Below are 21,466 nucleotides of genomic sequence, written 5' to 3' on the forward strand. Positions count from 1 at the left end.
TAAAAAACTACGTTTCGGATCGAATATTCAGTCAGAACCGAGAGTTCGTTAATCAGCATCGAAGATGCACTGATCGGAAAAACCGAAGGTCTGACACCAATCCGGAACGTAGTTCCGCTAATCTATTTTCTGTCAAAGACAGAAAATCTTAGATGGTCATAATATCCTTTTCCTTTGCGGTCAGGATTTCATCTATCTTTTTGTTATAGCTGTCTGTGATCTTTTGAACTTCATCTTCGGCATCTTTAGCTTCATCTTCGGGCAGACCACTCTTCACCATTTTTTTGAATTCGTCGATAGCATCGCGACGGGCATTCCGGATACTTACCTTGGCGGTTTCACCGACCCCTTTCGATTGTTTCACCAGTTCTTTTCTTCTCTCGGCAGTCAAGGGCGGTACATTGATCCGGACAACTTCTCCGTTATTATCCGGGTTAAATCCCAGATTGGCATTCATAATGGCTTTTTGGATAGGGCCAAGCATATTTTTTTCCCAAGGCTGAACTGCAATTGTACGTGGATCCGGAGCCGTGATATTGGCTACTTGTGACAATGGAGTCGGTGATCCGTAATAATCTACCAGAACATCGTTCAGAATTTTGGGGTTTGCTTTGCCGGCTCTGATTTTCGCCAATTCATTTTCGAGGTGGACCAATGCATTTTGCATTTGTTCTTTGGCCTCGTCCATGTACATTTTTACTTCCTCGTTCATATGCTTACTCTATTAATTTTTACAATTATAAAGCAAAGATAGGAAAAAAAATAATACGCTTTCTATCTTACTCCAATGAAAAGCTTATGGGTAAAGTGTAAGCGACTCTGACCGCTTTACCTCTTTGTTTTCCCGGGATCCATTGGGGCATATTATTTACAATTCGTAAAGCTTCTGCATCCAGCAGAGTAGATGCACTTCTGGCGATCTTAGCATTTGTAATGCTTCCGTCTTTTTCAATAACGAACTGAACAAAGACTTTACCTGTAATATTTGCTTCTATTGCTTCTTTCGGATATTTGATATTTTTCATGATCCATTCCGCCACGTTTCCCTCTGCAAATTCGGGCATCTCTTCAACTACCTGAAATATGCAAACCTCCGTACTGTTTTCTGTTTCAGAAGAATCTTTCACTAATGTCGGTGTTTTGGCCTCGTTATGGGGAGGAATTATGGTAACCTTCGGAGCGAAGTTGCCGGCTTGGTCTTTGAGACTGAAAGTAACAGGCAGGGTATAAATTACTCGCACCGCTTTTCCTCTTTGTTTTCCCGGAATCCAATCGGGCATAGCCTCGATTCCTTTTAAGGTTTCGGCATTCAATAGTGACTGGGTACTTCGTTGTATTTCAGCATGTCCGACCCGACCTGTCGAGTCGATAATAAAATTGACATACACTTTCCCCTCGATTCCTGCTTCGATCGCTTTTGAAGGGTATTTGATATTTTGTGTCGCCCACTTGGAGAGATCGCCTGAAAATTGAGGCATATTCTCTACAATCTGAAAAACTTGAAGCTCCGGCGACTCCGGTTCTTCGCACATGTTTTTACAAGAGAAGAGATAAAATAGCATTCCGGCTAATAAAAATGCCGGAATATAATTGATCATCTGGAATTTGTGGGATTGTTTTTTGGTCAACATAATGGTTCTTTTTTTTAGATTCGAACACGAAAAATAGTTCGTAAAAGAAAAGGCTCCTTTCAGACTTTGCTGAATGAGTAATTCAAGGTATCCGCTGATTTTATATTTACGGATAACCTGTTGATCGGCGATATATTCGTGGTTTTCGAGAATAAGCTGTTTTATTAACCACACAAAAGGATTGAACCAATTGGCGATGCAGATGATCTCGGCTATACACAAATCCAGACTGTGGCATTGTTGTATGTGAATTTTTTCGTGTGCAAATATTTTCCGTCTGTTTTCCTGACTCAAAGAGTGGGTGTTGATAAACAGATAATTAAAGAAGGAGAAAGTAGGTAGGCCTTCCTGAATTTGGATCATATACAATCCATGTAATCGTTTGCGTGGATTTCGATGAACGAATAAGTATAGCCGGCATAGAGTGGTTAAATAACGAAGGAAAAAAAACACAACTCCGATCCCATAAAGTAGGGGAATCATAGGGATCGGCTGTTCTGTGGCTGTAATAAGCGTGCTTTGACTGCTTTTCCCTATCTGGTTTTCCTCCAACAATTCACTGACTGAGGCGAGAGTGGGAAAACCGATCATATCGTTCCGGTTTATTTCAATGGAAATAAAGGGAAGCAATGCCGATAGGATCAATACGCCTAGCAAAAAAATCCGGTTCAGATTAAAGAAAGTCTGTCTTTTCAGGAAAAATTGATAATAGGTCAATAATACGATCAGAATTGTTGAAGATTTGATCATGTAAAGGAGGAAAGTTTGCATGGAGGATAGATTTTAAAGAGTTAGTTTTCTGATCGTCGTGCTTCGTCTGCACGTTTTAGAATTTCTTCCAATTCCTTCAAATCAATGTTTTCCTCTTTGGCAAAAAAAGAAACCATTTGGCTGAATGAATTTCCAAAATAGTTACCGATGAAATTCTTTAAAAACTTTTTGGTATAAGTATCTTTGGCTACCAAAGGATAATAACAATGACTTTTCCCAAAAGTTTCGTGACCGACAAATCCTTTATCCTGCAAAATCCGAACGATAGTAGAGACTGTGTTGTAAGCTGGCCTGGGCTCCGGAAGTTTATCTATAATATCTTTCACAAAACCTTTTCCTAAATCCCAAAGCACTTGCATAATTTGTTCTTCTGCTCTTGTTAATTCTTTCATAGTTGTTTTTATTGAATTTCTTTTTACAGACAAATGTATAACTAATTTTTTAGTTGTAAAATATAATTCTAAAATAAAATTAGTTTATAAATAGTTACGGAAGTCTGGTCTAACCATTGTGGCTTGTATAACCGTTATCACTAAAGAATGGTAGGTTTAATTTTTTTTCTTTCTATTCCGATTTCGGGTTCTGTGTCGTCAGACCGGGTCGCCAATTCCGATCACCGAAGAGGAATAAGTAACAAAATAAACTTAGGTTTTGATTCTATTTTCAAAGAAATCATTATTTATCGGTCATTTACTTATGCTTTTACTTTAATTCTTCGTATTTTATAATGGATGATCGTGATGAAAATATTCATCAGCGGGGAAATTAAATTAAAGAAACAATAAGGGAGGTATTCGATCGTAGGTACGCCGAGTACCCGTGATTGGGTAGCTCCACAAGTATTCCAGGGGACCAATACGGAAGTGACTGTCGCAGAATCTTCCAGAGCCCGACTGAGGACTTCGGGTTTCAAGCCTCTTTGTTCGTAAATTTTTTGCATCATTTTACCGGGTACGACTATAGAAAGATATTGATCGCAGGCTGTGATATTGAAGAAGATACAAGTCAGTATGGTCGTGCTGACCAGCGAAGTGTCGTTATAAATAAAATGCATAAAAGCTTCACCCACTCTTTTTAAGGATCCGCTGGCTTCCATCACTCCTCCGAAAGTAAGAGCTGCAATAATTAGCCAAACTGTATCGAGCATACCTTCCATTCCTCCTGTTGTCAACAATTCGTCGACTTCGGATACCCCTGTGCTCAGTGTCATTCTACTTCCGACAGCTTGGATGATCAACTGATAGGTGTTGTGGAACTTTTCTTGAGCGATCAGCTGATCGAGGAGATCAGGTTGAAAAATGAGGGCGAAAATAACTCCGAGAACAACTCCACCCAGCATGGCAGGTATGGGGGGAACTTTTTTTATAATAATAATAATGAGTAAAACAGGGACCGATAATAACCAGGGAGTAATGTGGAAACTACTTTCCAGGCCCTTTTTTATAAAGCCGGTATCTATGGCAGTATCTGTATTTAATTGATATAGGCCGATGATTCCGAAAATGATCAACGTGAGAATTAAAGTTGGGAAAGTGGTGTATACCATGTAGCGGATATGAGTGAAAAGATCCGTTCCTGCAATTGTAGGAGCCAGGTTTGTCGTGTCTGAGAGCGGGGACATTTTATCGCCGAAATAGGCTCCTGAGATGACGGCACCTGCTACAAGCCCCTGATGAAGTCCGAAAGCATTACCGACTCCCACGATAGCTACACCTACAGTGGCGATCGTCGACCAGGAACTGCCTGTTGCCAGAGATACAATAGCACAAAGGACGACAGAGGCCACCAGAAAGTAGGACGGGTGCATGATATCTACTCCATAGTAAATCATAGCTGGAATGACTCCGCTCAGCATCCAGGAACCACTTAGCGAACCGATCAATAACAGAATAAGTATCGCCGTCATAGCCGAATTAATGGTCTGCAATATTTTTCGTTGGATTTCATGCCAGCTGACATGATTGAAAAGGGCCAGGATGCTACAGATACTTGCTGCGATGATTAAGGCTATTTGATTAGAGCCCCCCAAAGGATCGTCGAAATAACTGACATTAAACGAGAGTAGGGCGATCAGAACAATCAATGGAAGAATTGCTTGTATCAGTGAAGGGGCTTTGGTCTGAGTTTTCATTTTGCGGGAAATAAGTCGGTTTTGTAGTTATACTTTTGGGGTATAGATTTGTTTGTGCCAAAAATAAAAATCCGGAATAAATTTTGCGATTTATTTATTTTACCTTTGTATTTCAAATGGATGAGGTTATGACCAGAAAAGATTTTGAAGTGATGGCGCCTGTAGGTTCTTATGAATCTTTATATGCTGCTTTGCAGGGAGGTGCGGATTCGGTTTATTTCGGTGTGGAAGGATTGAATATGCGGGCACGTTCGTCAGCAAATTTCACGCTGGAGGATTTGAAAAATATCGTATCGGTTTGTTCGGAGAAAGGGGTGAAAACCTATCTGACTGTCAATACCGTAATTTATAATCAAGAGTTAGAGAAAATGCGGCAAGTGATCGATTGTGCCGGTGAAGCCGGAGTCACTGCTATCATTGCATCCGATTTGGCCGCTATTTTGTATGCACGTTCTGTAGGAGTCGAAGTGCATATCAGTACTCAGTGTAATGTCACTAATTTCGAAGTAGTTCGTTTCTTCGCCCAATATGCCGATGTGATCGTTTTGGCCCGCGAAGTGGTATTGGAGCAAGTTATGGAAATCCATCGTCGCATCGTCGGGGAGGATTTACGGGGACCGAATGGAGGGCTGATCAAAATTGAAATGTTTGCTCATGGGGCTCTTTGTATGGCTGTTTCAGGGAAATGTTATTTGAGTTTGCACGAGAAAAACGCTTCTGCTAACCGGGGAGCCTGTAATCAGATTTGCCGGAGAGCCTATACGGTCAAAGATCGCGAAAATGAAGTCGAACTCGATATTGAAAATGAATACATCATGTCGCCCAAAGACCTTTGCACAATTGGTTTTATCAATAAAATGATCGACGCCGGTGTGCGGGTTTTCAAGATCGAGGGGCGTGCCCGTTCCGCCGAATATGTACGTACGGTTTGTGAGTGTTATAACGAAGCGATAAATGCTTATCTCGACGATACCTATTCAGCGGATAAGATCCGGATTTGGAAAAAACGCTTGGCAACAGTCTTCAACCGCGGATTCTGGAATGGATACTATTTGGGGCAACGGTTAGGAGAATGGAGCGAGGTATATGGTTCGAAAGCGACAAAAAAGAAAATTCTGCTTGGCAAAGTGACCAATTATTTTACCAATTTGCAGGTCGCAGAGTTTAAACTGGAATCTTTCGACTTGAAAGTTGGGGACGAAATATTGATACAAGGTCCTACAACCGGAACGATTCAAATGAAAGTACCTGAGATAAGGGTCGATTTACAGCCAGTGGAAAAGGTGGAAAAAGGAATATTGTTTTCGGTTCAGGTGCCTGGAAAAATCCGGCGTGGTGATAAATTATATAAATGGGTAGATACGACTCCGGAATTGATGCAATGACGACCATTTTGGATAAAAAAGAATAGCTTGTTATAGGCCGGGATACTCGATAAATTGTACCGGCTGTATGGACTTTGACTAATTTATTCTACCTTTGTAGCCTGATTTATTGAAATTAAAGCAAGAGAAGTATGAAAAAATGTTTTTTGTATCTGTTGATGGTTGGAGGATTGGGAGCTTGTATTCAAAGCGAGCCTTTAAATGCAGAAGCAGATATTACGGCATGTAAGATTTTAAATGCAAAGGGATCACCGGAAACAAATATTAAAGGAAATATTATCATTAACAATGCTCAGGTGCTGGCCCAGGCTAATCCGAGTATCGACCTGACAAAACTGGCTTTAGAGGTGACCTTGACGGAAGGGGCAAACATTTCGCCCGATCCGGCCCGAGTGATGGACTATTCGCATCCCCAGAAATTTACCGTAACCTCCGAGGACGGAAATTGGCATAAAGAATATTCGGTGATCATCGATACATTCGATTTGCCGCTTCGATATGATTTTGAACATTATGAACTGAATGAAACGGAGAAATATCAGGTGTTTTTCGAGGAAACACAAGGTACAGCCCTGTTTAAACAATATATTTGGGCTTCCGGAAATTCAGGGTTTGCCTTGACAGGTGTCGGCCGGAATCCGCAGGAATACCCTACGGTTTCTATCGAAAATGGAATAGATGGAAGCAGAGCCATCAAGTTGGAGACGAAGAGCACAGGACAGTTCGGAGAGACGGTTAAAATGCCCATTGCGGCAGGAAACTTATTCCTGGGCAGTTTCGATGTAAATAATGCCGTACAAAAACCGTTGAAAGCCACTCGTTTCGGATTGCCTTTCGGGAAAAAACCGCTGCAACTCAAGGGATATTACAAGTACACTCCCGGTACCCAACCTTTCAAGGCGAAAGATAAAAATGGAAATACTGTCACGATTCCCGGGCAGGAAGATGAGGGAGATATTTATGCTGTTTTATATGGAGCGGCAGAACTCGATGGAAAAGCATTGGACGGAAACAATGTGTTGACGAGTAAGAATATCGTTGCTTTGGCCCGGGTAGAGGTAGAAAAGAAAGATGAGTTTACTGCATTTCATGTCGATTTTCACTATGGATCGCGCATACCGATCGATTGGCCGAAGTTCATCCAGGACCAGCGGGATCCGTCGGATGATGGAACGGGTGAGTATCTGCCTTTCAAAGAAGAAAAAATGAAAAATTACGAGTATAATCTGGCAGTAGTTTTCACTTCCAGCAAATATGGGGCATATTTTGCCGGTTCTGTAGGGAGTACCTTGTGTATCGATAAAGTAGAGATTGTTTGTGAAAAATAAGAATTGAGACAATGAAAACGATAAAGAGTATATACCTGATTGTTTTTTTACTGGTAACAGGAGCTGTTTTTGCTGAAAATAAGAAACCGGGTGCTTTGGTTCGCTCTACCTTGAAAGGATTGGAGTATCGGATTAAAGCAGGTGTCAATATCGGAGGAACTTCTCCATTACCCTTGCCGGCAGAAATCCGGGAAATCAATAGTTACCGGCCGGGTGCTCAGCTTGCTATCGAAGGAAATATCATTAAATGGTTCGACCGGAACCGGAAATGGGGAGGGCTGTTCGGAATCCGCCTCGAGAACAAAGGGATGAAAACCGATGCCAGGGTGAAAAATTATTACATGGTGATGGATTCGTATGATGGGGAAGTGCTGGGACATGTCGAAGGCAATTGGACAGGAAATGTAAAGACGAATGTAAAAAATTCATATATCACTCTGCCTTTTCAGGTTATTTATAAAGTGTCACCCCGTTGGGATTTGAAATTCGGCCCGTACATCTCTATTCTGACTAACGGAGATTTTTCCGGAGTAGCCTATGACGGATATATCCGTGAAGGAGATCCGACCGGTACCAAAGCGAATGTCACAGAAGCAACTTACGATTTTTCGGGCGACTTGCGTAAATTTCAGTGGGGATTGGATGCCGGAGCTGAATGGCGGGCATATAAACATTTGAGTGTTTATGCAGATCTGACCTGGGGGTTGAATTCTATTTTTCCCGGTGATTTTGAAAGTATCAGCTTCAAGATGTATAATGTTTATCTGAACTTCGGGTTCGGATATGTCTTCTAGTACCGGATTCCTTTCTTTACCAGATATTGTTTTAACCAGGTCCGTAAAGAAAGGAACCCGATTTTCACTAATTGCGGATAACTTTTTTCCAATTCCTGGCTGACCATCAGAGGCCATTTCCAGTTATTGTAGCTGATTTGTACCAAACCGGTCAAAGCAACGACACCGCAGATTCCCCAATCGGTATAATAGAGAGAAGTCAGGGAAAACAGGGCGATAAAAAAGCCGGAAATCAAGGCAGCTTTCAGGTAAGGAACTTCATTACGGGTAGTAATTAAAGTGGCTGCCATACCATGGTTGGATTCTAAAAATTGTACAAACAACATCAGTAAAAGAGGACCTGGAGGTAAAAGTTGGGTTTTACTATGAAATAGTTCCAAAGCCCAGGGACCTAATAGGACCAGGCATAAGGCTCCGAGGATATATAGAAGGTAGAATACAAAAATACCTTCTCCGAATATTCTGCGGATATCCGGGAGGTTATTGTCGATCCTATCCTTGTAGATTTCAGGAATATGAGTGCCTAAATAAAGTGGGGATACCCCTGACAGAATATTTATAAGATTAACGGTTAGACCATAACTGGCAACTGTTTCCAGAGGTAAAAACATAGATATGAAAAGCAAATTGCCTTTTTGGACAAAATATCCACCCAAACTGCTTAATCCATTTTTTTTGGCATTTACCCATAAAATAGGTAATAATTTTTCTTTTGTTGCTTGGGTATTCCGGAGGATTTTGCGGAGACCGTTTCGGTAGAAAAAATGAATCGCCACCAACCGATTGATAATAATAGATAGAAAGTTGGCTGTGGCTACTGCAATTAAGCCATAGCCTGCAATCAGACCCAAGGCGGCTAAAACGAGATAGGTGGAACGGGTGATAATGATGAGTTGGTTGTTTTCTTTTACAAGGCCTCTACCCACTAGTAATGCATTATAATAGGAATAATAAAGATTTAAAACGGTGGAAGTGGTGTATATAAACCATGAAATCATGATTTCTTCATTAGCTGCGATGTGGTTTGTTCGATCATCGATATACCAACTACCTGCAGTTAGGAGGAGAAAAATGACCAAAAGCGAAATACCTCCGTAAAAACGTTTCATTACAGAAATCATGTTTTTGAGAAGCGGGTAGTTGGGATGATCCAGATGAGTTTGGCCTTTATCCAGACCTTTGGCCTGAAGTTTTACAGCACCACTGAATACATAGGCGACATTTCGGGTAAAAGTCGGCTGAAAACCGAAGTCGATCATTTGTACCAGACTCGAAATAGTCAGGAAAATGTACCAGACTCCCAATATATCTGCCGGGAGAAGTTTTAATATCACCGGGAGTAAAAGTATTCCTGCTCCGATGTTAAAGAATTGGGCAATGTATCCCCACAAAACATCTTTTTTGGTGATATGAATTTCCATTACTTTTTTTACGGTAAATGGTGAAAATACTTTGTTAGGCCTGATCCGAGGAACACTTCCGATTTTTTCTGATATACCCGATAATACTTCCCAGAAGAGCTAAAATTAACAAAATGGAACTGATTTGTGAGATCAGAGCTCCCTGATAAGCAGATCTTGGATTATACACTAAAGTAATAGTATGTTCCCCTGCCGGAACAGACAGGCCTCGTAAAATATAATCGGTACGGAATAGTTCACCGGGTTGGTCGTCGATGTAAGCTTGCCAGCCTTCGGGATAATATACTTCACTGAATATAGCCAGTTGTTCCTGGGAGGCTTTTGTTTTATAAGTCAGTTTATTAGGAGCGTAGGAAGTCAGTTGAATCGTTGCGGTTGAATCGAACCGGATGTTCTTACCTGCTATAGCCTGGGCAAAATCGCGGCCGATAATAGCTGTCTTTTCAGGATCGATAGCTTTCAGGCTTAAAATTTCTTCATCAGGAGTGTCGACGAGTTGATAGTTTTCGACAAACCAAGCATTTCCTGATCTGGCGGTGTTTTCGATCGGTGTGCTGTTGGCTGATAGAATGATATATTTGGTATTTAGCATGTTGATGACAGATAGCTTTTGTAAGCTCGAATCTATATCTGCCCGTGTTTGTCCTCTTTGCAAATCATTGGCTAAAGACTGAATTTCAGGAACCAGATGATAATCGATTATATCCTGATAACGCTGTAGTTTAGCAGCACTATATCCTCCGATTGTTTTATGATAAAAACTGGAATGTGAGTCGTTAAAAGTATTTACGGCCAAATCCAAAACCCGGTAATGGATATCGGTATCTTTCAATATCTCTTTATCGACAGGCCGTAAATTAAAATTGTTAGTAAATTCACGTGGTGTAACGAAATGGTCGTTATTTAGATACCGTTTGTCTACACTCCACATATCTAAGATGATAAGTAGTCCGAGAAGGATTATGGACGAGGATAATTTTATTTTTTTCATATAACCGGCCCAAATGGTAGCTGCACCTGCCAGAATAAAAAGTAATGAACGGAAGGCATCACTTCGTAGCATACTTTGGCGATCTTCGGGTAGGGCTTGTTGTAACCAATCCGGGAATTGGCTGTCTGCCGGGGAAGTAAAACTACCGGCAAGACTTGGAAGAAGAGCGAATAACAAACAAAAACCACCTGTAATCCCCAAGGCTAGTTTCAGTCCTTTAATGACTCTTTTCTTCTCGATTTTATCCGAGAAAATCTGATGAAGACTATAAAATCCCAACAGAGGAATAGTTAACTGCAGGATGGTTAGAATCATAGAGGGTACCCGGAATTTGTTATATAGAGGTACGTAATCGAAAAACAAGCTGGAGAGCCACATAAAATGTTTTCCCCATCCCAATAGTAAGGCTAACAGTGATATCCCGGCGATCCACCATTTGGTTGTGCCTTGGAGAACAACTAAACCCAATACGAACAAAAACACCGAAATCGCTCCCATATACATCGGGCCGGCAGTAAAGGCTTGAGGTCCCCAATAGGTCGGCATTTGTTTGATGACTTGTTCAGCATTCGGAACCCCTCCTTGTTTTAAGATTTCATATGTTTTGGATTTTTTACTGAGCTCACTGGCTGAAGCTCCTCCGTTAAAATTAGGAATAAGCAGATTCGGCGTTTCTTCTATACCGTAACTCCAGGCTGTTGCATATTCTTTATTCAATCCACCCTGGGTCTGATTCCCTTGGGCATGAGCCATTTGTAATTCAGAACCGCCCCGCATCGTGTATTTACTGTATTCCCAGTTGGGCCAAAGTCGGTTGACGTTCGTACCTGCTGCCAATATCGTGGCCAACAACACAAAACAAGATGTTTTGATGAAAGCAGGTAAAGACTTGTTTTTAATAGCAGAGACCAATTGAGCGATAGCATAAGCCAGAATGATCATACCCAGATAAAAAGTGATTTGGGGATGGTTGGCTGCAATTTCAAAAGACAGGGCAAATCCGAAAAGAACCGCCCCTAAAAATGCTTTTTTACGATAAGCATAGACCACTCCGGCTAATACCATCGGCATAAGAGCGATAGCTACCATTTTCGAATTGTGCCCCACTTGCAGGATTTGAAAGTTATAGGCACATAAACCGAAGGCCAAAGCTCCGACAATAGAGAGCCGGACATTGATTCCCATCGCAAGCAACAGCAAAAAGAAACTGACAAAAGTCAAGATCAGATAAGAAGCAGGGCGTGGACCCCAAAATAAATGATTGTAGATAGTTTCAAGATAGTTTCCTTTGTAATGAGCTCCGATCATGGTTGTCGGCATACCACTGAACATCGAATTGGTCCAGAAAGATTCTTCTCCTGTCTGTTTTTTATAATCGTCTCTTTCTTTTGCAGCTCCCTGGTAAGAGGAAATATCCGCTTGATTGATGATTTTCCCTTCCAAAACAGGTGAAGCATAAATATAAGCGATCAGGATAAATATAATAAGCGCAATGGCGTAAGGCAAACAAGATCTGAAATTGATTTTTGTCATGACTGTACTTTTGAATAATGAACAAACAAAGATAAAGAATTATTTGGTATATGAAATTGCCGGAATGATTTGATTCTTAAATAGTCGTTAGAGCCGAAGTAAAAGCCATAAAGCGGTTTTTTGGATTTTCAATTTTCGGGCCATCCGGACCGAAAAGGGGACCTCCCGGACCAATTGCCGTATGGTTGGATTTTTGCGTATGGTAACTAATTGGATAAAAGCCTGATAACAGGATTTGTGATGTATTTCATTTTTCAGGGTACGCCATAAAACATGTAAAGTTGAAAAGAAATAGTCCCATAGGTGTTCATCTCTGAGGTGATGGGTAGTGAGGAAGTGATCCAAGTACATTAAATGGTTGATCACCAGTCGGGTTGAATTGTAGATATAACTGCTTGCCTGGTTTTTTTGGTGAAAAACATGATGATAGAGTATCAGGGGAATACAAGTGATTCGGTTGGCTGCATGAAAGACCTGAATCAAAAAAAGCAGGTCTTCGTATGTGATTTCTCTGTTATCTGAAAACCATATGTTGTGGTTTTCCAAGATTTCTCTTTTGTAGAGGATGTGCCACATATACCCCCAATGGGTAAAAGGTCTCCACTCCTGCTCCTTTTTCCAGTCACCGATGAGGTGGGAGAAGATTTCTTGTTTCAATTGTTCTTGGTTAGGACAGTCAGGGTAATATGGATGAGGAATGATCCGATCCGGATAAATGCTGTCGAAATTGGAGATGGCAATATCGGCCTGATCTTCCCTGGCCTTTTGGTATAATTTTTCGTACATATCCAATTCCCTCCAGTCATCGTGGTCCGAAAAACCGATGTATTCTCCCCGGGCGATTTTAAGTCCTTCATTGCGGCTTAAACCGATATTCAGATTTTGTTCGTTGATTATCAGCCGGATGCGTGGATCTTTTTCGGCATACTCCCGGGCGATCCGGTCGCTACCGTCGGTGGGACAGTCTAGAACCAAAATGATTTCGATATCCTTTAATGTTTGATTAACAAGTGTATCCAGGCATTTTTCCAGGAATTTGCCGGCATTATAAATGGGGACGATGATACTTACTTTGGGTGTCATATACCTGTTTATATAGATTTTGACAAAGGTACGGATAATATTGTGAGTTTAAATACAACAAAGGCATTTGCATTTGAGAGAAAGTTCGGTTATTTTCGCCTATTTTAAAATTATATTTATATGAAAATAATTTACAATATTCCAAATATAATTCGAATGGCTGGTATGGAGCGTATACTGGCAATTAAAGCAAATTATTTGGCCGGATTGACCGGAATGGAAGTTGTGATTATAACCTATGAACAAAAAAATCTACCCTTGGCTTTTGATTTTTCGGATAAAATCCGGTTTTATGATTTGGATATCGATTATGCAGCATGTAGGGGAAAAAATATTTTTTGGAATAAGATACGCAGAATAATTTATACGAAACGCCATCAAAGGCGGTTAGAGGAAATATTATTGAAAGAAAAGCCTGATATTACGATTTCCATGATGACCGGACGAGAGCGGGAATGGTTGTATCGATTGAAAGATGGAAGTAAAAAAATACTGGAATGTCATTTTTCTTATTTTAGTTATCAAAATGTCAAAGGAATAATTAACCGATATAAGATTAAAAGATTTTTAAACAAGATAAAATACTATGATCGTCTGGTGGTTTTGACGGAAGAAGACCGAAAAGATTGGGGAAGAAAGGATAATATCGTGGTTATACCGAATGCATTGACTTTTTATCCTAAGGAATCTGCCGATTTGTCTATTCCCAGAGTTATTGCAGTGGGACGTCTGTCAGCACAAAAAGGATTTGATCGTTTAATCGCTATTTGGGCTGAAATAGAACCTTATTTTCCGGATTGGAAATTAACTATTATCGGCTCCGGGGAATTACAAGATACTTTGGAACGGCAAATTGGGTTATTGAAGTTAAAATCGGTAGAAATATGTCCACCACGGGCAGAAATCATTCGGGAATATTTAGGTAGTTCGGTTTATGTGTTGACATCCCGGCATGAAGGTTTTCCTATGGTATTACATGAAGCGATGGCATGTGGATTACCTGTAGTGGCTTATACCTGTAAATGTGGTCCCCGGGATATTATTCAGGACCGGCAGGATGGTTTCTTGATAGAGGAAGGCGATGAGAACGAATTTGTAAAGCGATTGAGCCAGTTAATGGCAGATTCTTCACTGAGGCAGAAAGTGGGAAATGAAGCCCGCCGGAATATTATTCGTTTTGCTTTGCCATCGGTTATGAAGAAATGGGAAAATTTATTTATAACTTTAGCCTCTCAAGATGAGTGATATGATTTCAATTATTATACCTGCATATAATGCTGCTGATTATCTGGCGCAGACAATCGAAAGTGTTTTGAATCAAACCTATTCTGATTTTGAATTGATCTTGATCGATGACGGAAGTACGGATCGTACACGTGAGATTATTAAAGATTACCAATGCAAAGATGCGCGAATAAAGTATTTTTATAAAGAGAATGGAGGAGTATCTTCGGCCCGGAATCTAGGACTTCAAAAGGCTACCGGTGATTTCGTGTCTTTTTTGGATAGTGACGATCTTTGGGATAGACGTTTTCTCGAGTTGATGTATCATAAATTAGTGGCTGGAGGGGAATTAGCCTGTTTTTGTGGTTATATTGAAAAAAGAGGGGATACCATCACGAGGTATCCCGGCCATTTTGGAGCGGTAGACGTATTGAAGGAGAAGTTGAGGGTCGGTTCGTTTCGGGTTTCTACAGACTGTTGGCTCATCGATCGTAAATTTCTTTCCGCTGAGCATATTACTTTTACAGAAGGATGTCACTACATGGAAGATTTAGAGTTCTTTGTCAAATTATTATTTAGAGCTACTAATCAACGGATTACTTATGTTCCGGAATATTTGTCTTATTATGTTTTGAGAAAAAACTCTTTATCTTATCAAGACCTGATGGTTTTACCTTTATCTGTTATGAATCAGATTCTCGATGTATTGAAACGAATATATAATTGGATAGAGATTCAGCATGCTGAGTCGGAGTATTACCTGGAGTGTTTGAAAATATCAATAAGAGAACGGTATATTAAATTCTTATGGGATGTATTGTTGCTTGGGAATGCTGAGGATTTCAAAACGTTGTTAAGCTGGTATTATAGAGATAAGGAAAAGTATATCTCCATGAAATTATCCTTACCTTTTAAATATAAAATATGGTCATGGGCTGTCTTTCCGGTCTGTTGCCGTTATGTAGCCCTCTTCGTTCTACGTCCATATATACAATACAAAAGAAAGGTTAAGATGCAAAAGTTAAAAGCCTGAATAGCCTGTTAATCATTCAATATCTGACTGATAAATCGGGGATAATTTTTTCCCGCGTTAAATTTTTCTTCCCATAACCGGCGAGGATGGAAACGGTCTTTATGTTCATATACCCGGACAATCTGGTCGGCCAATTCCTGAGCGGAAAAGTGAGGATCAAGTAATACTCCTGATTCGGAAGTCACGATTTCGTTCGTTCCTCCTACATTAGTCGCTATAACAGGGATATTGAATGAAATGGCTTCCATAATACTGACGGGAAGACCTTCACTGGCACTGACATTGACAAATATATCTACTGGATGGTGAAGATAATGTCCGATCACTTCCCGATTTGTAATAGCTCCTGTCAGGTGTACGGTCAGATTGGCTGGTAGTTGTTGGAGCTGTTGTTGTAAAGCATTGAATCCTTTTCCTCCTCCGATGTGTGTCCATTGAATAGGACGGTCAGGAATCAAAAGTAAGGATTTTAGGATCAAAGAAACCCGTTTTACCGGGACAACATTAGAACAACTGAGGATATGAATAACTCCATCCTCGTTTTTTATTTTGGAAATCCCATGGTCTTTAGTACCTAAATAACTGCAATAGGCACTGAATTTATATTGTCCAAAATTCTTTTTCGCATATTCCAAACCTTGTTTGGAGATGAAAACAGCCTTATTCAGGCTTTCGAATACTTCCTTTCTGAAAGGGATATATTGATGTGGACGTAAATCCGCATATAAATCAGTTCTGTGAAAACGGACTATTTTTTTGTCTTTATTGTGGATGAAAGGCAGGATGTAGGCCATACCGATGCCCCAATAAAAATAGACAGTACTTTCCGTGGACTGCCGGTTTAGCCGTTTGAAGTTTTTATCGGCAAGGATACACCGGCAGGTAATGGCGGTAGCGATATACTTTTTGAATTTATACAGAGAAGTATAGGCTTTTTCCGATATCAATTTTTTGAAAAAATAAAAGAGTGGACTGAAACAAAATAATCCTTTGAATACAAGTTCCCCCGAACTTCGGAATATCGGAGGGAAAACGATACAATTTGCAGGTAGAGAACGTTGCTCCTGGGTGGAACTGGTTTTGGGCAGAATGTAAATCCGGTCGAATTCCCGTGATAAATATTCGATTTCATTTTCTATAAAGCTTTCTCCTTTTCCGTATGGAAAACTTTCAGTGAAAAAAATGAGTTGTTTCATTCCGGGCATAGGGATTAGAATTTATAAAATCTGTTCCAGAATACCGGTGATATACCTGGCTGCCTTACCGTCTCCGTAAGGGTTTACGGCTTGGCTCATGCGGGTGTATTCCTCAGGATTGTCCAACAGAGAAGAGGCTAGCCGGATAATCTCTTCGGAACGGGTTCCTGTGAGTTTGGCTGTACCTGCTTCCAAGGCTTCAGGGCGTTCTGTCGTTTCACGCATAACGAGTACCGGTTTTCCTAAACCGGGAGCTTCTTCCTGTATACCTCCACTATCGGTCAATAAAAAATAAGCGATTCCCATCAGGAAGACAAAGGGCAGATATTCTAAAGGGGGAATCAGGTAAATATTGGGGGTGGAATGAGAATTACCCAGTATTTCAGTCACCGGCTGGCGTACATTCGGGTTCAAATGCACAGGGTAGACGAAATCTACTTCAGGATATTGGCTGGCCAGCTGTTTGATCGCTTGACAGATATGCATGAAACCCTCACCGAAGTTTTCACGTCTGTGCCCTGTAATGAGTACTAATCTTCTTTTTTGTTGTTTCCAGTTTTCTAATTTTTCTGATGGAATCTCCAGCTTGTTGAATTGTTCCCTTAAACTTTCTTGTGTGGTTTTGTCCTGTTCTATTTTTCGGTTAATCCACAATAGGGCATCGATAACCGTATTGCCGGTGACAAAGATGTGATCGGGCCGACAGTTTTCTGCCAATAGATTTGCCTGGGCTTTCTGTGTCGGGGCAAAATGCCAGTCGGCAATCCGGCCGGTGATCTGCCGGTTCATTTCTTCCGGCCAGGGATTATAAGGCTGATGTGTCCGAAGGCCCGCTTCGATGTGGCCGACAGGAATCTGTTGATAAAAAGCAGCCAGAGCGGCAGCCATAGAGGTTGTCGTATCTCCGTGTACTAATACCAGATCCGGCTTGGACTGCTGCAATACATCCCGTAAATTTATAAGAATTCTACTCGTAATATCATATAAATCCTGGCCCGGTTGCATGATATTCAAATCGTAATCAGGACATATATCGAAAAGTTTTAAAACCTGATCTAACATTTCCCGGTGTTGCCCTGTTACACAGATTTCGATTCCGAGCGAACGGCTTTGCCCGGTTTCTTTGATTAATGGCGCCATCTTTATCGCTTCAGGACGCGTTCCGAAAATGAATAAGATTTTTTTCATCCAATTTATTTTTTGAATATTCCACAGAAATCAAGGATAAGCTTACTGTTGTCATAAGGAAGTGTTTTAAACTCTTTATGAGCAACCAGAAAAGCGATAATATCGGCCTGTCGGTAAGCGTATCCGGTTTCCGACAATTGAAATTGTGGGTGTTGCGAAATATTAGGTTCGACAATCAGACAGGCTTCGGGAAATTCAGACACTATTTTTTCTGCGATATATTTTGCCGGACTTTCCCGTAAATCATCGATATCTGCCTTGAAAGCAAGTCCCATCAAAGCTATTTTCGGCTTTCTTTTATTTTCAAGCTGGTAAGTAAGAATCGTATTTTTAATTTTTTCTGCACACCAGAATGCTTTGTAATTATTAATTTCCCGGGCTTTTCCGATCAATTGCGACTCTAAAGGAAAATCGGAGGTGATGAAATAAGGATCGACTGCAATACAGTGACCACCTACTCCGGCGCCAGGTTGAAGAATATTGACACGAGGATGTTTGTTGGCCAGTTGGATCAATTCCCATACATTAATCCCTGCTTTGTCGCATATAATAGAGAGCTCGTTTGCAAAAGCAATCTGTACATCCCGGGAGGAATTTTCCACTAACTTACACATTTCTGCTGTAGGGGAATTAGTGGAATGTAAGGAGCCGCTGACAAAATGGGAATAGAACGCTATAGCCTGCCGGGTCGATTCCGGCGTATAACCACCGATGACCCGGTCATTGTATTTGAGTTCGTACAGAGCGTTGCCGGGCAGAATGCGTTCCGGACAATAGGCGATAAAGATCTGATCTTCTAACTCCGGACGTTCACTGAAAATCAGTTGTGCCATTTTTTGAGTGGTACCGACGGGAGAGGTCGATTCGAGAATATATAGGTCTCCTTTCTTTAAGTAAGGGATAATCTGACGTGTTGCGGCAGTGACATAGGATATGTCAGGCTGATGATGTTCATTGAACGGGGTCGGAACTACGATCAGAAACACATCACTCGGACTGGGAGTGAGAGAAGCTTTTAAACGGCCGTTCCGGATATTTTTCTCTACAATTTCCTGTAAACCTGGCTCCTGATTGCTGATGTCACAGTTATTGATATTATTGACCACATTTTCATTGATATCGACTCCGGTCACTTGTAGGCCTGCATCGGCGACGAGTGCTGCTGTCGGGAGACCGATATATCCTAGACCCATAAACAATACTGACTTCTGCATAATTTCTATTTTTGTTCGATTACTCTATTGATGAAAAATATGTTCAGGATGGCTTATTTACTAACGTATTGAAAATATCACATAATTGTCCGGTTTCATTTTTTCGTTCGAATTGCTCGATTTGAAAGCTCAAGCTAGGTAAAACACCTGAGGAAAGACGTGACAATAAAATGAAAATTTCTTCTTCATTGTGGTGAGCGATACAAAACCCGGAATTCGTGGTTTTGATAATTTCACCGGCTTCTCCTGTGGGATCCCCTAAGCAAAGAATCGGTTTACGGGTTCCTAAATATTCAAAAATTTTACCGGGGACAATACCTTTGCCATTAGCGACCTGATTGATCACTAATAACAAAAGATCGGATTGTTGCAATTCTGCAATAGAAGCAATATGAGGCATATAAGGTTTGAGTATCACTTTGTTGCCCAGGTTCAGCTGCTGTATTTCCTGTTTCAATTCCGGGCATGTATTCCCGATAAATTGTAATTTTATATTGGAATGTTCTAAGCGGCTGAGAGCACGTAATAAAGCATGGGGTATTCTGTCCTCGGATAGTTCCCCCGTGTAAGTGATCAGGAAATCCTCTGTGTTCTTGGACTTTGGCTTTGGGAAATCACTCGGATCATAACCGTTATAGATGACTTCGATTTTCCGGTCGACATGTGTTTTGATACATGTCGCGTAGTCGTTGGCCGCAGCAACAAGTCGGTCGGCAGAACGGAAAACCGATTTTTCAAAATGACTGTCGATTTTTCTTGTCAACCAGGTACGTTTGTAAGATTGATAATGAACCAATTCAGACCAGGGATCCCTGAAATCTGCAACCCATTTAATCTTATTCTGTTTAGCTATTTTTTGTGCTATAAGCTGTAAACTGTGTGGAGGAGAAGAAGAATAAATCAAATCGATGTGCTCTTGTTCGATGATTTTTTTTGCTGCTTTAACTGCATAGACATACCATCCGATCCGGGCATCGGGAATAAATAAATTCAGGCGTATCCATTTGGCTAAACGTTCGGCGAAAGTTTTATCCTTTTGACCAAAAACGTTGGCATTATTATGTGCATGTTCTTTTTTACCGGTTAACATCCGGTAAAGTTGGAACGGTTGGAAAGCTTTTGTTTTATATACCTGTATGTTTGCCGGAATTTCCTGGATCAGTGAAGAATCGATAGCCGGATATTCCCCGTTTTCAACAGTTAATACAACAGGTTCCCAACCGAAGAATCTCATGTATTTTACGAATTTCAGAGTCCTCTGTATTGCCGGTCCTCCAGCTGGTGGCCAATAATAAGTAACAATTAAAACTTTTTTCAATTCAGACATTGGGTCGATTCTATATTGACGTAGCAAAGTTAAAATAATAATAATACATATCATATTCCTTTGCCTTTACAATCCTGATTTTCCAAATGAAAAAATATTCTTTACCTTTGGAAAAATTAGGAATTAGACTTATGCCTTATTTGTCATTGATCGTACCCGTGTATAATCGGCCGCAAGAGGTGCAGGAATTGTTGGAAAGTCTGGCAGTTCAGGATAACCGCGATTTTGAAGTCATTATCGTTGAAGATGGTTCTACAATTCGTTGTGACCGGATCGTGGAGCAGTATAAGTCTGCTATTGATATCAGGTATTTTTATAAAGAGAATAGCGGACCTGGCCTGAGCCGGAATTATGGTGCCGAAAGAGCCGAAGGGAAATATGTGATCTTTCTCGATTCGGATTGTATTATTCCCAGGCAATATACCCAGGTAGTGTGGCAGGCTTGTCAGGAGTCTGGTGTCGATGCTTTCGGAGGGCCCGACCGGGCGCATGACTCTTTTACAGAGGTGCAAAAAGCCATTAATTATTCGATGACCTCCTTTTTTACTACAGGAGGAATACGGGGACAGAAACAGTCTATGGAAAAATTTCATCCCCGGAGTTTTAATATGGGTTTTTCACAGGAGGTACTGAAAACTACCGGGGGCTTCTCCGGTCTGCGTTTTGGGGAGGATATCGATATGAGTATCCGCATCATGGCTGCCGGATTTAAAACCTGTCTGTTGCCCGAGGCCTATGTTTTTCATAAACGCCGAACTTCTTTCCGAAAGTTTTTCAAGCAGGTGTATAATTCGGGTATGGCCCGGATCAATCTGTACCTTTTACACCCCCATTCTTTGAAATTGGTGCATTTCCTGCCGGCTTGTTTTGTTATCGGTTGTTTGTTGTGCTTGTTGGGAGGGATATTTTTTTCTTGGTATTGCCTGCTTCCTTTGCTCTTATTAATATTTGTCTTTTTTATCGATTCTTGGCGGTTGAATAAAAGTATAAAGGTCGCGTTTTTGTCGATTGTGGCTGCTTTTATTCAGTTATTTGCCTATGGAATAGGTTTCATTCATGCCGTTTTTGCAGCTTTGATACTGAAAAGACCGATTAAAGGTATGTTCGTGCGGAATTTCTATAAATAACCAGAACTTCCTTCCTGATTATTTTGGTTTTCAGGGAGAAAGTTCCGCTGGTCAGAAATCGGCAAGATTTCGCTGATTCAGGTTTATCC

General features: G+C 40.8%; 17 protein-coding genes. 6 read left to right on the top strand and 11 right to left on the bottom strand.

Annotated elements, in window-relative coordinates:
• Positions 1-148: 148 nt before the first annotated feature.
• The 4 genes from frr to nhaC form a co-directional block, all read right to left on the bottom strand.
• Positions 149-712 (bottom strand): ribosome recycling factor, encoded by a 564-nt coding sequence (gene frr, locus WS34_RS01205; RefSeq protein ID WP_013612689.1) that lies wholly within the window; start codon positions 710-712, stop codon positions 149-151.
• Positions 713-779: 67 nt separating this feature from the next.
• Complete coding sequence (locus tag WS34_RS01210) at positions 780-2,402, bottom strand: M56 family metallopeptidase (protein ID WP_046402594.1); 1,623 nt, start codon at positions 2,400-2,402, stop codon at positions 780-782.
• 20 nt (positions 2,403-2,422) lie between these two features.
• Entirely contained in the window at positions 2,423-2,794 is a 372-nt protein-coding gene (locus tag WS34_RS01215; RefSeq protein WP_013612687.1) for a BlaI/MecI/CopY family transcriptional regulator, read from the bottom strand.
• A gap of 302 nt (positions 2,795-3,096) precedes the next feature.
• The gene (gene nhaC, locus WS34_RS01220) at positions 3,097-4,533 is read right to left on the bottom strand and encodes a Na+/H+ antiporter NhaC (RefSeq protein ID WP_046402596.1); all 1,437 of its coding nucleotides are present in this window, start codon (positions 4,531-4,533) and stop codon (positions 3,097-3,099) included.
• Positions 4,534-4,661: 128 nt separating this feature from the next.
• Here nhaC and WS34_RS01225 point away from each other — a divergent pair, with 128 nt between their 5' ends.
• The 3 genes from WS34_RS01225 (at position 4,662) to WS34_RS01235 (ending at position 8,040) form a co-directional block, all read left to right on the top strand.
• Positions 4,662-5,918 carry a peptidase U32 family protein gene (locus WS34_RS01225; protein WP_013612685.1) on the top strand — a complete coding sequence of 419 codons (1,257 nt, stop codon included), beginning with the start codon at positions 4,662-4,664 and terminating at the stop codon, positions 5,916-5,918.
• A 131-nt stretch (positions 5,919-6,049) separates the two neighbouring features.
• Positions 6,050-7,246 (top strand): PCMD domain-containing protein, encoded by a 1,197-nt coding sequence (locus tag WS34_RS01230; protein WP_046402599.1) that lies wholly within the window; start codon positions 6,050-6,052, stop codon positions 7,244-7,246.
• A gap of 11 nt (positions 7,247-7,257) precedes the next feature.
• A complete protein-coding gene (locus tag WS34_RS01235) occupies positions 7,258-8,040 on the top strand; it encodes a porin family protein (protein ID WP_013612683.1) in 783 nt (260 codons plus the stop codon).
• Here WS34_RS01235 and wzx read toward each other — a convergent pair.
• From wzx to WS34_RS01250, 3 genes are all read right to left on the bottom strand, one after another.
• On the bottom strand, positions 8,037-9,461 hold the full coding sequence (wzx, locus tag WS34_RS01240; protein ID WP_013612682.1) for an O-unit flippase-like protein: 1,425 nt from the start codon (positions 9,459-9,461) through the stop codon (positions 8,037-8,039). The genes WS34_RS01235 and wzx overlap by 4 nt on opposite strands.
• Positions 9,462-9,495: 34 nt before the next feature.
• Positions 9,496-11,985, bottom strand: coding sequence for a YfhO family protein (locus tag WS34_RS01245; RefSeq protein WP_046402601.1), 2,490 nt, complete (start codon positions 11,983-11,985; stop codon positions 9,496-9,498).
• A gap of 87 nt (positions 11,986-12,072) precedes the next feature.
• Entirely contained in the window at positions 12,073-13,068 is a 996-nt protein-coding gene (locus WS34_RS01250) for a glycosyltransferase (protein WP_022160753.1), read from the bottom strand.
• Positions 13,069-13,224: 156 nt separating this feature from the next.
• Here WS34_RS01250 and WS34_RS01255 point away from each other — a divergent pair, with 156 nt between their 5' ends.
• A complete protein-coding gene (locus WS34_RS01255; protein WP_162609973.1) occupies positions 13,225-14,313 on the top strand; it encodes a glycosyltransferase family 4 protein in 1,089 nt (362 codons plus the stop codon).
• Between the two features lies 1 nt (position 14,314).
• The gene (locus WS34_RS15335) at positions 14,315-15,325 is read left to right on the top strand and encodes a glycosyltransferase family 2 protein (protein WP_195203493.1); all 1,011 of its coding nucleotides are present in this window, start codon (positions 14,315-14,317) and stop codon (positions 15,323-15,325) included.
• A gap of 8 nt (positions 15,326-15,333) precedes the next feature.
• Here the strand turns inward: WS34_RS15335 and WS34_RS01265 are convergent, their stop codons facing one another.
• From WS34_RS01265 to WS34_RS01280, 4 genes are read right to left on the bottom strand one after another with little or no spacing between them, the layout of a single operon-like run.
• Positions 15,334-16,521, bottom strand: coding sequence for a glycosyltransferase (locus WS34_RS01265; protein ID WP_191835281.1), 1,188 nt, complete (start codon positions 16,519-16,521; stop codon positions 15,334-15,336).
• A 21-nt stretch (positions 16,522-16,542) separates the two neighbouring features.
• Positions 16,543-17,709, bottom strand: a complete 1,167-nt coding sequence (wecB, locus tag WS34_RS01270; protein WP_046402604.1) for a non-hydrolyzing UDP-N-acetylglucosamine 2-epimerase — start codon at positions 17,707-17,709, stop codon at positions 16,543-16,545.
• 5 nt (positions 17,710-17,714) lie between these two features.
• Positions 17,715-18,923, bottom strand: coding sequence for a UDP-N-acetyl-D-mannosamine dehydrogenase (gene wecC, locus WS34_RS01275; protein ID WP_046402606.1), 1,209 nt, complete (start codon positions 18,921-18,923; stop codon positions 17,715-17,717).
• Between the two features lie 43 nt (positions 18,924-18,966).
• A complete protein-coding gene (locus tag WS34_RS01280; RefSeq protein ID WP_046402608.1) occupies positions 18,967-20,157 on the bottom strand; it encodes a glycosyltransferase in 1,191 nt (396 codons plus the stop codon).
• Positions 20,158-20,336: 179 nt separating this feature from the next.
• Between WS34_RS01280 and WS34_RS01285 the strand changes: the two genes are divergently transcribed.
• Positions 20,337-21,377 (top strand): glycosyltransferase, encoded by a 1,041-nt coding sequence (locus WS34_RS01285; RefSeq protein WP_502685459.1) that lies wholly within the window; start codon positions 20,337-20,339, stop codon positions 21,375-21,377.
• The last annotated feature ends 89 nt before the right edge of the window (positions 21,378-21,466 follow it).

It is taken from the genome of Odoribacter sp. N15.MGS-14 (assembly GCF_000980245.1).
GTDB classification, from domain to species: domain Bacteria; phylum Bacteroidota; class Bacteroidia; order Bacteroidales; family Marinifilaceae; genus Odoribacter; species Odoribacter splanchnicus.

What these genes read in the sequence shown, in the direction of transcription:
- WS34_RS01245 (WP_046402601.1), bottom strand. Translation starts at nt 11,985, where the DNA reads ATGACAAAAATCAATTTCAGATCTTGTTTGCCTTACGCCATTGCGCTT.
- WS34_RS01285 (WP_502685459.1), top strand. Translation starts at nt 20,337, where the DNA reads ATGAAAAAATATTCTTTACCTTTGGAAAAATTAGGAATTAGACTTATG.
- WS34_RS01225 (WP_013612685.1), top strand. Translation starts at nt 4,662, where the DNA reads ATGACCAGAAAAGATTTTGAAGTGATGGCGCCTGTAGGTTCTTATGAA.
- WS34_RS01265 (WP_191835281.1), bottom strand. Translation starts at nt 16,521, where the DNA reads ATGAAACAACTCATTTTTTTCACTGAAAGTTTTCCATACGGAAAAGGA.
- wecB (WP_046402604.1), bottom strand. Translation starts at nt 17,709, where the DNA reads ATGAAAAAAATCTTATTCATTTTCGGAACGCGTCCTGAAGCGATAAAG.
- WS34_RS01235 (WP_013612683.1), top strand. Translation starts at nt 7,258, where the DNA reads ATGAAAACGATAAAGAGTATATACCTGATTGTTTTTTTACTGGTAACA.
- WS34_RS01210 (WP_046402594.1), bottom strand. Translation starts at nt 2,402, where the DNA reads ATGCAAACTTTCCTCCTTTACATGATCAAATCTTCAACAATTCTGATC.
- WS34_RS01280 (WP_046402608.1), bottom strand. Translation starts at nt 20,157, where the DNA reads ATGAGATTCTTCGGTTGGGAACCTGTTGTATTAACTGTTGAAAACGGG.
- WS34_RS01255 (WP_162609973.1), top strand. Translation starts at nt 13,225, where the DNA reads ATGGCTGGTATGGAGCGTATACTGGCAATTAAAGCAAATTATTTGGCC.
- wecC (WP_046402606.1), bottom strand. Translation starts at nt 18,923, where the DNA reads ATGCAGAAGTCAGTATTGTTTATGGGTCTAGGATATATCGGTCTCCCG.
- WS34_RS01230 (WP_046402599.1), top strand. Translation starts at nt 6,050, where the DNA reads ATGAAAAAATGTTTTTTGTATCTGTTGATGGTTGGAGGATTGGGAGCT.
- WS34_RS15335 (WP_195203493.1), top strand. Translation starts at nt 14,315, where the DNA reads ATGATTTCAATTATTATACCTGCATATAATGCTGCTGATTATCTGGCG.
- WS34_RS01215 (WP_013612687.1), bottom strand. Translation starts at nt 2,794, where the DNA reads ATGAAAGAATTAACAAGAGCAGAAGAACAAATTATGCAAGTGCTTTGG.
- wzx (WP_013612682.1), bottom strand. Translation starts at nt 9,461, where the DNA reads ATGGAAATTCATATCACCAAAAAAGATGTTTTGTGGGGATACATTGCC.
- frr (WP_013612689.1), bottom strand. Translation starts at nt 712, where the DNA reads ATGAACGAGGAAGTAAAAATGTACATGGACGAGGCCAAAGAACAAATG.
- WS34_RS01250 (WP_022160753.1), bottom strand. Translation starts at nt 13,068, where the DNA reads ATGACACCCAAAGTAAGTATCATCGTCCCCATTTATAATGCCGGCAAA.
- nhaC (WP_046402596.1), bottom strand. Translation starts at nt 4,533, where the DNA reads ATGAAAACTCAGACCAAAGCCCCTTCACTGATACAAGCAATTCTTCCA.